Genomic DNA, 14,150 nt, shown 5'->3' on the forward strand with positions numbered 1-14,150 from the left:
GTCACTGGTCGCCGTGGCCCCGTCGAGAACGACGTTGTGCTGATCAACAGGGCCTCCAGCGCTGCGTAACGTCGTTCTCGACGGCACCCCCACCCGACCCGAGGGCGTCGAGGATCCGTTCCGCCGCCAGGGTGGGCGTCAGGCCCCCGCCGCGCACGTCGCGCTCCAGCTCGGGCAGCGCCGCGCGCACCGCGGGGTCGGAGGTCAGGCGGTCCATGAGGCGGTCGCGCACCATCGACCACATCCAGTCCAGCTGCTGGTCCGCCCGCCGCGTCGCGAGCTCCCCCGCGGCCTCCAGCGCGGCCCGGTGCGCCGCCACCGCGTTCCAGACGTCCTCGATCCCGTGCCCGGTCTGCCCGCTGCAGGCGAGCACCTTCGGGCGCCAGTGCTCGCTGGTCGGGGTCATCATCCGCAACGCCCCGGCCAGCTCGCGGGCAGCGGCGCGGGCGTCGCGCTCGTAGGCGCCGTCCGCCTTGTTCACCGCGACGACGTCGGCCAGCTCCAGGATCCCCTTCTTGATCCCCTGCAGCGAGTCGCCGGTGCGCGCGATCGTGAGCAGCAGGAACGTGTCCACCATGCCCGCGACGGCCACCTCGGACTGGCCCACCCCGACCGTCTCGACGAGCACGCGGTCGAACCCGGCGGCCTCCATCAGCACCATCGTCTCGCGGGTCGCGCGGGCCACCCCGCCGAGCGTCCCGGCGCTCGGCGAGGGCCGCACGAACGCGTCGGGGTCGTTGGCCAGCTGCGCCATCCGGGTCTTGTCGCCGAGGATCGAGCCACGGGTACGGGTCGACGACGGGTCCACCGCGAGCACCGCCACCCGGTGCCCGGCCGCGGTGAGCATCGTGCCGAGCGTCTCGATGAACGTCGACTTGCCCACGCCCGGCACCCCGCTGATCCCCACCCGGTGCGCGCCGCCCGCGTGCGGCTGCAGCTCCATGAGCAGCTGCTGCGCCGCCTGACGGTGGTCGGCGCGGCGCGACTCCACCAACGTGACAGCCCTGGCCAGGACGGACCGGTTCCCGTCCAGGACCCCCTTGGCGAGGGCCGGGACGTCGGGGATGCGCGCCATCAGCTGCCGTGGAGCTCTGCGGAGAGCTTGCCGACGAGGTCGATGGCCGCCTCCGCGATCACGGTGCCCGGACCGAAGACGGCGGCCGCACCCATCTCGAGCAGGCGCGGCACGTCCGCGGGCGGGATGACGCCGCCGACGACGACCATGATGTCCTCGCGGTCCAGCTTCGCCAGCTCGGCGCGCAGCTCCGGCACCAGCGTGAGGTGCCCGGCTGCCAGCGACGACGCCCCGATGACGTGCACGTCCGCCTCGACGGCCTGGCGCGCCACCTCGGCGGGGGTCTGGAACAGCGGGCCCACGTCCACGTCGAAGCCGAGATCGGCGAACGCCGTGGCGATCACCTTCTGGCCCCGGTCGTGGCCGTCCTGGCCCATCTTGGCCACGAGGATGCGGGGCTGGCGCCCCTCCTGCTCGGCGAACTCGTCCACCAGCTCACGGGCCCGGGTCACGGCGGGCGAGCGCCCGGCTTCGTCGGAGTACACACCGGAGATGATGCGGATCTGGCCCGAGTGGCGCCCGAAGACCTTCTCCAGCGCGTCCGAGATCTCTCCCACCGTGGCCTTCGCCCGGGCCGCGGCGACGGAGAGCTGCAGCAGGTTCTGCGCGTCCGTACGCGCCGAGCCCTCCGCGATCGCGGAGGCGGCGTCGGTGAGCGCCTGGCACGCGGCGTCCACCTCACGCTGGTCGCGCTCCTCGCGCAGCCGCCGCAGCTTCTCGATCTGCTCGGCGCGCACCCCGGCGTTGTCGACGGCACGGACCTCGATCTGCTCGTCTCCGTCGACAGACGGGTCGACACGGTACTTGTTCACCCCGATCACCGGCTGGCGGCCGGAGTCGATCCGCGCCTGCGTGCGCGCGGCGGCCTCCTCGACGCGCAGCTTCGGGATGCCCGCGTCGATGGCCTGCGCCATGCCGCCGGCCTTCTCCACCTCGGTGATGTGCGCCCAGGCGCGGCGGGCGAGGTCGTAGGTGAGCCGCTCGACGTAGTACGAGCCGCCCCACGGGTCGATGACCTGCGTGGTGCCCGACTCCTGCTGCAGCAGCAGCTGGGTGTTGCGGGCGATCCGCGCGGAGAAGTCCGTGGGCAGCGCGAGCGCCTCGTCCAGCGCGTTGGTGTGCAGCGACTGCGTGTGGCCCTGGGTGGCGGCCATCGCCTCGACGCAGGTGCGGACGACGTTGTTGTAGACGTCCTGCGCGGTGAGCGACCAGCCGGAGGTCTGCGAGTGCGTGCGCAGCGACAGCGACTTCGGGTTCTTCGGTCCGAACTCGCCGACCAGCTTCGACCACAGCAGCCGCGCGGCCCGCAGCTTCGCGACCTCCATGAAGAAGTTCATGCCGATCGCCCAGAAGAAGGACAGCCGCGGCGCGAACGCGTCCACGTCCAGCCCGGCGTCGATCCCGGCCCGCAGGTACTCCACCCCGTCCGCGAGGGTGTAGGCCAGCTCGAGGTCGTTGGTCGCCCCGGCCTCCTGGATGTGGTAGCCGGAGATGGAGATCGAGTTGAACTTCGGCATCTCCCGCGAGGTGAACGAGAAGATGTCCGAGATGATCTGCATCGACGGCTGCGGCGGGTAGATGTAGGTGTTGCGGACCATGAACTCCTTGAGGATGTCGTTCTGGATGGTCCCCGTGAGCTGGGCGTGCTGCACCCCCTGCTCCTCCGCCGCCACGATGTAGAGCGCGAGCACCGGCAGCACCGCGCCGTTCATCGTCATCGACACGGACATCCGGTCCAGCGGGATGCCGTCGAAGAGCTGGCGCATGTCGTAGATCGAGTCGATCGCGACGCCCGCCATGCCGACGTCGCCGCCGACGCGCGGGTGGTCGGAGTCGTAGCCGCGGTGGGTGGCCAGGTCGAACGCGATCGACAGGCCCTTCTGGCCCGCGGCGAGGTTGCGCCGGTAGAACGCGTTGGACTCGGTCGCGGTCGAGAACCCGGCGTACTGCCGGATCGTCCACGGCTGGGTGGCGTACATGGCGGGGTACGGGCCGCGCAGGTACGGCGCGATGCCCGGGTAGGTGTCGAGGAAGTCCACACCGTCGAGGTCCGCCGCGGTGTACAGCGGCGGGATCGTGATGCCCTCCGGGGCCTCCCAGGACTGCGGGCGCTCGGTGGGCGCCCATCCGGCGGAAGGCGCCGGGACGCCCAGGTCGACGGTCGTGAAATCGGGAACCACAATCATTGCGAGCCCTCCAGCGCCTCGTACACGGACTCGATCACGGCCAGGGCGTCGCAGCCGGCGGCCAGCCGGCCGTCCAGGCCCGGTACGTCGGCCGCACCGGCCAACAGGATGCGCCGCGCCCCCGCCTCGCGCAGTGCGGCGACGGTGGCCTCTGCCCGCTCGACATAGAGCGCGTCCGTCGAGCACAGGACGACCACGGGGCTGCGGTGGTCCACATAGGCCTTGACGACGTCCTCGACGGTCTCGGTGGGGCCCGCCTCGCTCGTGTCCACCCCGCCCGCCGCGAGCAGGTTGCGCGCGAACCCGGCCCGCGCGGTGTAGGCGGCCAGCGGGCCGAGCGTCGCTAGGAACGCCGTGGGCCGCGCGCCGGTGCGCTCGGCGATCGCGTCCGAGCGGTCGCGGTAGGCCTCGTACGGCTCCGCGAGGCGGAACACCGGCAGGCCACCGCCCGGCGGCTCGGCGACCGGCGCGCGCTCCACCGGCTTCTCGTGCAGGTCCGCGAACTCCGAGACCCCCGTGAGCGGGGCGCGGCGGGTGGCGACGTCGCGCAGCCGGCGCGCGCGCACCTCGCCGACCCTCGCGGCGAGCCACCCCGAGTCGAGCACGGCACGGGCGCCGCCCTGCGCCTCGACCTGCTGGAAGAAGGCCCACGCGGCGCGCGCGAGCTCCTCCGTGAGGTGCTCGACGACGTACGAGCCGCCCGCCGGGTCGATCACCCGGGCCAGGTGCGACTCCTCCACGAGCAGCGTCTGGGTGTTGCGCGCGACCCGCCGGGAGAACGGGACGGAGGCACCGATCGCGGCGTCGAAGGGCGCCACCGTGACGGCGTCCGCACCGCCCACACCCGCGGCGAACCCGGCGACCGTGCCGCGCAGCAGGTTCACGTACGGGTCGCGGCGGGTCTGCATCACCGGGGAGGTGACGGCGTGCTGGGCTTGGGGAAGGGCCTGCCCGCACGCCTCGGTGACCCGCGCCCACAAGCGTCGCGCGGCGCGCAGCTTCGCGATCGTCGGGAACTGCTCGGCGGTGGCGGCGTAGCGGAACTCCAGCAGCCGCGCAGCGGTGGCGAGGTCGAGCCCGGCACCGGTCAGCGCACGCAGGTATGCCACGCCCGCGGCCAGGGACCAGCCCAGCTCCTGGGCGTCCGACGCCCCGGCGCCGTGCACTGGCAGCGCATCCACCACGACCACCTTGACCTGCACGAACTCCTCGGCGACCCGGCGGGCGAGCGGCACGATCGACGCGACGTCCGGCCCGTCGCCGGTGCGCGCCCGCTGCCCCAGCGGGTCCAGGCCCAGCGTGCCGAGCAGCGCGGCGGGATCGACGCCACGCTCGGCGGCCAGCGCGAGGAACTCCTGCGCGCCCGCGCCGGACCCGCCTGCATCGAGTACCACGGGAGCGAGATCGAGGTAGACGTCGGCGAGCACGGCCGGCAGGTCCGCGACGGCCGTGCCGCCGGTGTCGGTGTCGGTGTCGGTGTCGGTCTCGGCAGGGCCCACGACGAGCCAGATCGAGTTGACCCCGTTCTCCAGGTCGGCCGCGATCGCCTCGCGGGCCGCCGCCACGTCCGGCTCGGCGTGGCGCTGGCGCACGTCCCAGCCGTCCGGGACGACGCCCGCGGCACTCCCGCCCCGGACGTACGGCGCGGTGCCCGGCACCCCGGTCTCGACGCCGGGCGTGTCCGCGGCCGTGAGCAGCGGGGGCACCCGGATCCCGTCCGGCGTGGTGCGGGTGAGCGTGTCGACCCCGGCGCCCACGGGGGCGTCCTCGCCGATCCGGCGCGCCTTGCGCAGCACCTGGTCGACCATCGCCACCCACCGGCCGCGCTCGGCGGCCGGGAAGTCCGCCGCGAGCGACAGGTGCTCCGGCTCCGGCGGCACCGCCCGAGCCGCCGCCTCGTCGTCCTTGACCGTGCCCATCGACCACTCCCCTCGGTGCGGGGGAGTCTAGTGACGCAGCGTGGCGGGGTGCCTCTCCTGTGACGCGCGGCCGACGTGAGGCCCGGCACGATTCACCGGGCCGCCTGCCGGCTCAGGCGAGGCTGATCGTGGTCCCCTCGACGGTGATCTTCTGCTCCGGCAACGGGGCGGGCGCGGGCCCGTCGACGACCGAGCCGTCCGCCACTGCGTACCTGCTGCCGTGGCACGGGCAGTCGATCGTGCCGTTCGCGACGGCGTTGACCGTGCAGCCCTGATGGGTGCAGGTGGTGTCGAACGCCTTGAACGTGCCGGCGGTCGGCTGCGTGACGACGACCTTCTGCGCGGCGAGGATCACTCCCCCGCCGACCGGGACGTCCCCGGTGGCGACCAGGGCACCCGGCGCGGCCCCGGCGGGCGGGGGCGGGGGCGGGGGCGCGGCGGGCCCGCTGCCGTAGCCGGCGCAGCCGGCGACGAGGGCGGTGCCGGCCGCACAGGCGCCGGCGAGGACCGATCTGCGGGTGACGCTCGGGTGGTGGGTCATGCGCGTCGGGCTCCTGTCGGGGCGGGCGGTGGCGGGACGGCTAGATGACGAATCCCTTGGTGGTGAAGAACCACAGCGACGCGGTGAGCCAGAGGACCGTCAGGCTGGTGAACACCGTGCCCCCGAGCACCGGCAGCGCCCACCAGGGCGACTTCGGCCGTTGCAGCACAATCATCTTCGCTACGAACGCGCCGTAGAGCAGCGTGCCGAAGATCGAGTGGACCAGCGCGCGCGTCGAGCCGCTGGAGAAGCCCAGCGCGTAGAGGCAGTGCACCGCCACGGGCACGGACGCCAGCACCGCGGCCCGGCCGGACCAGCGATGCAGTGTCCCGATCCAGGACGGGCTCTTGATCGGCAGCTTGCCGTACATGATCAACGCCGAGACGAGCTGGACCAGTGCGAACGCGAACGCGATCGTCGCGATCCACGCCTTCGCCGAGACCCCGTTGGTGAAGCCCGCCACGTTGAACCCGAAGTGCTGCGGCTCGTGCACGCGGCCGTACACCCCGAGGACGACGGTGACCGAGATGCCGATCGCGATCGCGAGGAACGTGCCCCGCCCGTCGGAGTCCTTCTTCTTGGCAGGTTCCGGCTCGGGTTCCGCACCGGGTGGCGGGGCGGGCTGCCGGGACGGCGGCGGGGGCGGTGGCTGGAGGTCGCGCGGCAGCTCGATGCGGGCGGTGGGGCGGTTCGGGTCGTAGGCGTCGAACGGTGCGCTCATCGGGTCACCACCGGGGTCGATCCGTCGAGGCTGGTCACGGTGACGGTCACGCCGTCGATGGTCACGTCGGCGGGGTCGGCGGGGTTGAGCGGCGGCGCCGGGCTGGTCTCGCCTGCGGCCTGCTGGATGCCCGTGACCTGCCCGTCGGGCTCGACGACCCAGCCGATGCGGGTGGCCACGCCGCGCACGTCCGCGCGGCCTTCGTAGAGCCCGGCCGGGGCCTCCACGCCCTTCGCCGTGTACTTCCAGGTCTTGCCCGCGACGACGATCTCGCCCTCGGAGGACTGCTCGTTCGCGATCCCGGTGACGCTCGCCCCGTCCTTGCCGGTCAGCGCGAGCGTGTCGCCCTGCAGCGTGCCGTCGAGCCACGCCTCGATCTTCTTGCCGTCGCAGACGTAGGCGATGGCCTTGCCGTCCTTGACCGCGATCGCGATCGTCATCCGCCGGTCGGCCGAGCGGCCCGCGTAGGCCTTCTCCACCACCACGGGGGGCTCGACGGCGGGTGCCGGGGGCGCGGCCTCGGCGGGCGGTGGTGGCGCGGCGGCCTGAGCCTGCTCGGCGGCCTGGTTCGCCGGGTTGTTGATCGAGCTCAGCGTGAACAGCGCGGCGCCGAGGATCACGACGGCCACGAGGGTCAGCAGTGGTGCGTACCGCTTCATCGTCTCCCCCGAAGGGTGTGGTGGGGTGCGGGCCGGGGCCGGCGTGTTCTGTCTCGCTCACGAACCGCGGCACGTAACGGTTCACCGGGATCGAACCGTTCGCATCACCCGTCCGTGCGAATGGTGTGAGAGCGGCTCGCTACGGTGACGGTTCCTTGCCGAACTCCTTGCCGAACCGACCGAAGGGCAGGTTCCGCGGATGCCCGACCCCGCCGACGAGGCGCTCGTGCGGGCGATCTACTCCGAGCACGGCCGCGCGCTGCTCACCTACGCCACCCGGCTGCTCGGCGGAGACCGCGTCGCTGCCGAGGACATCGTGCAGGAGACGCTCGTCCGTGCCTGGCGCAACCCCCAGGTGCTCACCAACGGCCGCGGCTCCACCCGGGGCTGGCTGCTCACCGTGACCCGCAACCTCGTCACGGACCGGATCCGGGCCCGCGCAGCCCGCCCCCAGGAGGTGCCGGAGGCTCCGGAGAACCCGCCGGTGGAACGCGACCACGCCGAGGCCGTCGTCGCGTCCGTCACCGTGCTCACCGCGCTGGAGGACCTCTCCGAGGACCACCGCGGCGTCCTCGACCAGATCTACTTCCAGGGCCGCAGCCTCGGCGAGGCGGCGGCGGCGCTGGGGATCCCCGCGGGGACGGTGAAGTCGCGGTCCTACTACGCCCTGCGGGCGCTGCGGGAGAAGCTCACTCCACGGGACGGGAGTCGCGACGGGCTGGAGGTGCCCGCATGAACGCGCGGCACGCGCTGCCCGACGGCTTCGACGTCTCCCGGGACCGTGAGCTGCTCGGTGCCTACCTCCTGGACCTCGCCGACGCCGACGAGCGGCGGCGGGTCGAACACCGGCTCGCCGCCGACGCGGCCTACCGCCGCGAGATGGAGGAACTGCGCGAGATGACCGACCTGCTCGGCGAGGTCCCCCCCGAGGCGTTCCTCGACGGCCCCCCGGACGCCGATCTCGTGCTCCAGCGGGCCCTGCACCGGATCCGCGACGAGCATGCGGCGCGCCGACGGCGTCGCCTCGCCGGGATCGTGGCGGTGGCCGCGATCGCGCTGGGCGCGGTTCTCGCGGGCGGGGTGCTGGTCGGCCGGGCCACGGCTCCGCCGCAGACGGTGCTGGCCCAGCCCGCCCCGCCGCCCACCGGCGGCCGGGTGCTCTCGGGCGGCAACGGGCCCGTCGCGATGACGGCGACGCTCACCCCGGCCGCCGGGTGGGTGCGCGTGGCCGTGTCCGTCGTGGGGATCCCGAGGGACGAACGCTGCCAGGTGATCGTCGTGAGCCGGGACGGGCGTCGGGAGATCGCGGCCGGGTGGGTCGTCTCGGCCCAGGGTGAGACGGCGGGGACGACGCTCAGCGGGTCCGCGTCGGTGGCGCCGACCGACGTGGCGGCGGTGGTCGTGGCGAACGAGGCGGGCCGGGAGTTCGTGTCGCTCCCCGCCTGAGGTGATCGCCGTCCCTGTGACATGACGTGCACGGGTGCAGCTCGAGTCACGCAACCGGCGATCACCTCCCGCCCGGAGAACCCCCGGCGCGGGTGGGACGATCGGCGCCGTGCCCGATCCGTCCGTGCCCCACCCCTCGTCGACGGCACCGGCGAGCGCGGCGACCCGGCCCGCCGAGCCGATGACGCCCGAGGAGGGCGCGGCCCGTCTCGCCGACGTCTACCTCGTGCTCGGGCCGATCTACCGGCGGGTGCTGCGCGAGGTCGAGGAGGACCGGGCGAACTCCGGGGTGACGGCAGGCGAGCGCGCGGTGCTGGACATGCTGCGCCGCAGCGGGCCGATGACGGTGCCGCAGATGGCCCGCGAGCAGGACCTGAGCCGCCAGTTCGTGCAGCGGATGGTCAACTCGGCGGCCGCGGCGGGGCACCTGGAGAGCCTGGAGAACCCGGCCCATCGGCGCTCGTCGCTGATCCGGCTCACCGAGCGGGGCCGCGCGGCGATCGACGCGGTGGTGGCACGGGAGCACGCACGGCTCGCGGTGGCGGCGGCCGGGTTGCGCCGCGAGGAGGTGGACGCCTGCCTCAAGGTGCTGCGGCAGATACTGGACGCGCTGGCGCCTGCGGACGAGTCCTCGCCCACTCCGGTGCGCTCGACCTCACGATGTGGGACGAGCTCGCCGCCGACCTCGAACGCGACCACCTCGTCGTCCGCTACGACGCCCGCTCGCACGGCCGCTCCTCCACCGCGCACCGCGACCACCACCCCGCCGAGGACCTTGTCGCCGTCATGGACGCGCTCGGCATCGAGCGGGCCACCCTCGTCGGCAGCTCGATGGGCGCGGTGACCTCCGCCGACGTGGCGTGGCGCCACCCCGAGCGGGTCGCCGCACTGGTGCTGCTGGGAGGCGACGTCTCCGAGCCGCGGGCGCACGAGGACCCCTTCGTCGCGCGCTGGTACGCGGTGCAGGAGGCGGCGATCGCGGCGCGGGACGCGCAGGGCTGGGTGGAAGCCCTCCTGCGCTACGGCGTGGACGGTCCGCGCCGCGAGCCCGCCGACGTCGACCCGGCGGTGCGGGAACGCTGCCGCGCGATGGCGACGGCCACCGTGGCGGCGCACCACACCGCCACCGGCCGCCAGCTCTGGTACGACGTCCGGGAGCGCGCCGCGGAGATCACCCCACCGACGCTGGTGGTGGTCGGCGAGCTGGAGATCGGGTGGCTGCACACGGTCGCAGGGCAACTGGAGGCCGCGCTCCCCGACGTCCGCCGCGTCGAGGAACCCGGCGTCGGGCACATGATGATGCTCGAGGCCCCGGCCCGGACGGCCGAGCTGGTACGCGCGCAGCTCGGCAGGGTCCAGGACGCCACGATTGCCGCTCAGGTCCTCGGGCCGCCCGCCACGTAGATGACCTGGCCGGAGACGAAGCCCGCGCCCTCGCCGACGAAGAACGCCACGGTGTTCGCGATGTCCTCGACCTGCCCCGCGCGGGCCACCGGGATCTCGGCGGCGCGGGCCGCGACGTAGACCTCCCAGTCCTGGCCGATGCGCTCGGCGGTGGCCTTCGTCATATCGCTCACGATGAAGCCCGGGGCGACGCAGTTGACCGTGACGCCGAACTTGCCCAGCTCGATCGCGAGCGTCTTCGTGAAGCCCTGCAGGCCGGCCTTGGCCGCGGAGTAGTTGGCCTGGCCGCGGTTGCCGAGCGCCGAGGTGCTGGACAGGTTGACGATCCGGCCCCACCCGGCGGCGACCATGTGCTTCTGCACGGCGCGCGACATGAGGAACGAGCCGCGCAGGTGCACGTTCATGACCATGTCCCAGTCCGACTCGGTCATCTTGAACAGCAGGTTGTCGCGGGTGATCCCGGCGTTGTTGACGAGCACCGTCGGCGCGCCGAGACCCTCGACCACCCGCTCGACGGCCGCCTCGACCGCCTCGGGCGACGACACGTCCGCGCCCACGCCGAGCGCATTCCCACCGGCCGACTCGATCGCGTCCACGGTGGCCTTGGTCGCGGCCTCGTCCAGGTCCAGCACCGCGACGGCCAGGCCGTCGCCCGCCAGCCGCTGGGCCGTGGCGGCACCGATGCCGCGGGCCGCTCCGGTCACGATCGCCACACGCTGGGTCACGAGCGTTCCTCCGTCGTCCCCGGGGCCGCGCGACGGTGCGGCCCGCCCCTGCGGGGAACCTAGCCGACCGGCCGAGGCCGCCACGATGATGGCGGTCACGTCTGACCGGATCTATCCGCTCACCTCCGCGCCGCGGGCCGCCGCGAGCAGCGTCGCGGCGGCGGCCCGGTCGGCCGGCAGGGCGAGCACGACGCCGTCCACCAGCGGCTGAGGGCCGGCCACCAGCTCGGCCACCAGCTCGGCGGCGAGCTCCTGCCCCACGGCCTGGGGCTCGGCGTCCGCGAGCGCCGCCAGCGTCGACGGCGGCACGGTCACGTCCGGCACCTCGTGGGCGAGGAACTCGGCCTCGGCGAAGGACCCGAGCGGCCGGACGACCGCGAGCAGCGGGACCGGCCCACCCAGCGCTTCCCGCAACCGGCGCACGGACGTCGCGTCGTACACGGGCCGGGTGACGAGGAACTCCGCGCCCGCCGCCACCTTGCGCAGCGCCCGCGCAGCCTCGAGATCGACGTCGCCGCCGGGCGCGACACGCGCCCCGATCTCGAACGCCGTCCGCCCCGCCAAGGGCAGTCCGTTGCGGTCGCGGCCGTCGTTGAGGTGGGCGAGCAGCTCGACGAGGCCGAGCGAGTCGACGTCCCACACGCCGTCCGCGTGCGGGTAGTCGCCGAGCAGCGGGGGGCTGCCGGTCTCGCACACCACCCGGCGCACGCCGAGGGCGTGCGCGCCGAGCAGGTCGGCCTGCAGCGCCATGATCGTGCGGTCCCAGGTGGTGAGGCACGCGATCGCCGCCACGCCGAGCTGGTTCTGCAGGTGCACGGCCAGGTTGACGGGGCTGAGCCGCGCTCGCGGCCCGTCGCCCGGCGGCACCCACACGGCACCGACGCCCAGCGCCCGGACCTGCGCGACCCGGGCCACGGTGTCCGCCACACCGCCGGCGAGCGGCGGCTCGACCTCGGCGAGGACGCGCGGGAGTGCGGGGGTGCGGGCGGGATCGGGCCGGAGGCGGTCCGCACCGCCCGGGACGGGCGCCACACCCGCGGGCTCCCGCCGGGCGGCCCGGGTGGCGCTGCCGGGCACGCCCTTGCGTGCGGGCGCACCACTCCCGATCGCGTCGCCCGCCGCACCACCGGCGGCAGCCGATGCACGGTCGGCCGCCCCGCCGGGAACGGCACGGCCCACGTCCGGCGGGACCGGTGCCGGGCCGCCGTCCGGCGGTCGCACGGCCGCGGCGATGGCCGCGAGGTGCGTCGGCGTCGTCCCGCAGCACCCGCCCACGACGGCCGCTCCCGCCGCGACGAGGCGCTCGGCGTAGCGGGCGAGGTAGTCGGTGTCGACGTCGTAGGAGTACGACGGCCCGCGCCGGCGGGCCAGACCCGCGTTGGGCAGCGCGGACACGGGCAGGTCGGTGTGCGCGACGAGCTGCTCGACGACGGCGAGCACCCCCTGCGGCCCGAGGGTGCAGTTCGTCCCGAGCACCGCGACCGGCAGGCCCGCCAGCGCCCGGCACACGTCCATCGGGGTGTGCCCGGAGAGCGTCCGGCCGTCCGCGGCGAACGTCGCCTGGGCGATCACCGGCAACCGGCCCGCCTCAGCCGCGACCCCGACCGCCTCCACCAGCTCGTCGAGATGCCCGAACGTCTCGCACACGAGAAGATCCACGCCGGCGAGCGCCCCGACCTGCTCGCGCAGGGCGGCCTGCCGCTCCCGCGCCCCGACGCGTCCCCGTTGGCGGACGGCCACCGCGGGCGACACCGACCCCACCACCAGCGCGGGCGAGCCGGCGGCGGTGACGGCCTCCCGGGCGAGCGCCACGCCCGCCGCGTTGATCTCCACCGTGCGCTCCCCGAGCCCGTGCTCGTCCAGGCGCAGCCGACCGGCGCCGAACGTGTTGGTCTGGACCAGGTCGACGCCCGCGGCGAGGTAGGAGGCATGGACGCCGCGGACGAGGTCGGGATCGGAGAGGTTCAGCTCCGGCAGCGCCCGTTCCAGCGGGTTCCCGGCGGCGTGCAGGACGGTGCCCATCGCACCGTCCGCGAGGACGACGCGGGCGCCGAGCAGCTCCCGAAGTGTCACGGCGTCGACCGCGTCATCGGGCCGTCATCCGAGCACCCCGAGGATCTCGCAGGCGACCTGCGCCATCAGGCGGTCCCGGTGGTCGTCCAGGCGCAGGCCGGTGAGCTCCTCGACCCGCCGCAGCCGGTAGGTGACGGTGTTGGGATGCACCTCCAGCGCGCGGGCGGTGCGCTGCGGGCTCGCGGTGCAGCGGAACCACACCGTCAGGGTGTCGAGGAGGTCGGGCTGTCCCTCCAGCGCGCCGAGGACCTCGGCGGCGAAGGCGCGCAGCCGTGCGGGATCGGGGATCTGGAAGAGCAGGCGGTGCACGCCGAGGTCGTCGAAGGCGACGACCCGCGGTCCGGGGCCCATGCGGGCGGCCGCGTCCACCGCGCCGCGGGCCTGCGCGTAGGAGCGGGCGAGCTCGGCGGGCTCGGCGCACGCGCCGCCGATCCCGATGACGCCTGCCGCCGCGGGATGGCACTGCACGACCGCGGCGAGGCAGGCCTCGGCGAGCCCGCGCGCCACGTCCGGCCCGCCGGGCACGATCGCGACCACCTCCGTCTCCCGGGCGGCGACGATCGCCCCGGCCAGGCGGCGGTGCACCGCCTGCTCGACGGTGTCGAGGACGGCGCCGGGGCCCGCCCCGGAAACGCGCGCGGCGAGGACGTGGTGCGGCGTTCCGCGGACGAACCCCAGGTGGCGGGCCCAGCGGTCCAGCTCCGCCGCGTCGCGGTCGCGGGCGTGCAGGAGCCCTTCGACGAGGTGCGTGCGGGCGCGGCCCGCGGCGGCCGCGACGACCCGCTCGCGGCCCAGGAGCAGGCCGCAGATCGTCGCGGCGTGCTCGGTGAGCAGCAGCGCGAGGTCCTCCCCCAGCTCGGACCCCCCGCCCGTCAGGGTGACGAGGTGCGCCGCGACGCCGTCACCGACGAGGATCGGCGCCACCAGCACGGTGGCGGGGGCGTCACCGGGTCCGAGGCCGGGGACGGCGGTGGGCCTGCGGGTGTCCGCCGCGGCCTCCAGCACCGTCGCCAGCGGCGCCCCGACGGCCTCGCGTACCCGGCGGGCGGCGTCGGGTGGGTCGGCGGCGAGCGCCTCCAGCCGGGGGCCCAGGACGGCCACGGCCGCCCCCGTGCGGCGGGCCACGAGCTCGATCACCCCCGCAACACCCGACTCGGTCCCGGAGTCGGGTGTCGAGTCGGGGCCGTCGACCCCGCCGTCCTGTGCCGCGAGGGCGGAGAGGTGGCTGTAGGCGGCGACGAGCTCACGCAGGAGCGCGTTCTCCCTGCGGTACGCGTCGGCTCCGCCGGTGAGCGCCAGGGGCTCCCCCGCACCGATCGCCGTGCCGGGTCGCCGCATGGGGCCAGTAGACCCTGCCGCCGCGTCGCGCGGGAAGGCCGGGGAGACCCGCCCATCAGGACC

Annotated in this window: 12 protein-coding genes and 1 pseudogene; 4 read left to right on the plus strand and 9 right to left on the minus strand. The window is 74.7% G+C overall.

Going from position 1 to position 14,150, the window contains the following annotated elements; all coding sequences use genetic code 11:
* Positions 1-43: 43 nt before the first annotated feature.
* The 6 genes from meaB to AB7J25_RS07135 all read right to left on the minus strand — a co-directional run bounded on the left by meaB (position 44) and on the right by AB7J25_RS07135 (position 7,101).
* The gene (meaB, locus tag AB7J25_RS07110; RefSeq protein WP_428506323.1) at positions 44-1,075 is read right to left on the minus strand and encodes a methylmalonyl Co-A mutase-associated GTPase MeaB; all 1,032 of its coding nucleotides are present in this window, start codon (positions 1,073-1,075) and stop codon (positions 44-46) included.
* Positions 1,075-3,261, minus strand: coding sequence for a methylmalonyl-CoA mutase (gene scpA, locus AB7J25_RS07115; RefSeq protein WP_428506325.1), 2,187 nt, complete (start codon positions 3,259-3,261; stop codon positions 1,075-1,077). The genes meaB and scpA overlap by 1 nt, the downstream gene beginning before the upstream one ends.
* Complete coding sequence (locus tag AB7J25_RS07120; protein WP_428506327.1) at positions 3,258-5,180, minus strand: methylmalonyl-CoA mutase family protein; 1,923 nt, start codon at positions 5,178-5,180, stop codon at positions 3,258-3,260. The genes scpA and AB7J25_RS07120 overlap by 4 nt, the downstream gene beginning before the upstream one ends.
* A 112-nt stretch (positions 5,181-5,292) precedes the next feature.
* A complete protein-coding gene (locus AB7J25_RS07125) occupies positions 5,293-5,721 on the minus strand; it encodes a Rieske (2Fe-2S) protein (protein WP_428506329.1) in 429 nt (142 codons plus the stop codon).
* A 40-nt stretch (positions 5,722-5,761) separates the two neighbouring features.
* Positions 5,762-6,442, minus strand: coding sequence for a DUF6529 family protein (locus AB7J25_RS07130; protein WP_428506331.1), 681 nt, complete (start codon positions 6,440-6,442; stop codon positions 5,762-5,764).
* Positions 6,439-7,101, minus strand: coding sequence for a hypothetical protein (locus AB7J25_RS07135; protein WP_428506333.1), 663 nt, complete (start codon positions 7,099-7,101; stop codon positions 6,439-6,441). The genes AB7J25_RS07130 and AB7J25_RS07135 overlap by 4 nt, the downstream gene beginning before the upstream one ends.
* A gap of 199 nt (positions 7,102-7,300) precedes the next feature.
* Between AB7J25_RS07135 and AB7J25_RS07140 the strand changes: the two genes are divergently transcribed.
* The 4 genes and pseudogenes from AB7J25_RS07140 to AB7J25_RS07155 all read left to right on the plus strand — a co-directional run bounded on the left by AB7J25_RS07140 (position 7,301) and on the right by AB7J25_RS07155 (position 9,951).
* Positions 7,301-7,837, plus strand: a complete 537-nt coding sequence (locus AB7J25_RS07140) for a sigma-70 family RNA polymerase sigma factor (RefSeq protein ID WP_428506335.1) — start codon at positions 7,301-7,303, stop codon at positions 7,835-7,837.
* A complete protein-coding gene (locus AB7J25_RS07145) occupies positions 7,834-8,547 on the plus strand; it encodes an anti-sigma factor (RefSeq protein WP_428506337.1) in 714 nt (237 codons plus the stop codon). Before AB7J25_RS07140 ends, AB7J25_RS07145 begins: the two co-directional genes overlap by 4 nt.
* A 181-nt stretch (positions 8,548-8,728) precedes the next feature.
* Positions 8,729-8,998: pseudogene (locus AB7J25_RS07150) on the plus strand (MarR family transcriptional regulator); the annotation flags it as partial.
* Positions 8,999-9,207: 209 nt separating this feature from the next.
* Positions 9,208-9,951, plus strand: coding sequence for an alpha/beta fold hydrolase (locus AB7J25_RS07155; protein WP_428506339.1), 744 nt, complete (start codon positions 9,208-9,210; stop codon positions 9,949-9,951).
* Here AB7J25_RS07155 and fabG read toward each other — a convergent pair.
* The 3 genes from fabG to AB7J25_RS07170 all read right to left on the minus strand — a co-directional run bounded on the left by fabG (position 9,924) and on the right by AB7J25_RS07170 (position 14,087).
* The gene (fabG, locus tag AB7J25_RS07160; protein WP_428506341.1) at positions 9,924-10,676 is read right to left on the minus strand and encodes a 3-oxoacyl-ACP reductase FabG; all 753 of its coding nucleotides are present in this window, start codon (positions 10,674-10,676) and stop codon (positions 9,924-9,926) included. The two genes, AB7J25_RS07155 and fabG, sit on opposite strands and share 28 nt — an antisense overlap.
* A 111-nt stretch (positions 10,677-10,787) precedes the next feature.
* Positions 10,788-12,749, minus strand: coding sequence for a homocysteine S-methyltransferase family protein (locus AB7J25_RS07165; protein ID WP_428506343.1), 1,962 nt, complete (start codon positions 12,747-12,749; stop codon positions 10,788-10,790).
* 24 nt (positions 12,750-12,773) lie between these two features.
* Positions 12,774-14,087 (minus strand): PucR family transcriptional regulator, encoded by a 1,314-nt coding sequence (locus tag AB7J25_RS07170; RefSeq protein ID WP_428506345.1) that lies wholly within the window; start codon positions 14,085-14,087, stop codon positions 12,774-12,776.
* Positions 14,088-14,150: the final 63 nt, after the last annotated feature.

The sequence above is a fragment of the Pseudonocardia sp. genome (assembly GCF_050246655.1).
Classification (GTDB): Bacteria; Actinomycetota; Actinomycetes; order Mycobacteriales; family Pseudonocardiaceae; genus Pseudonocardia.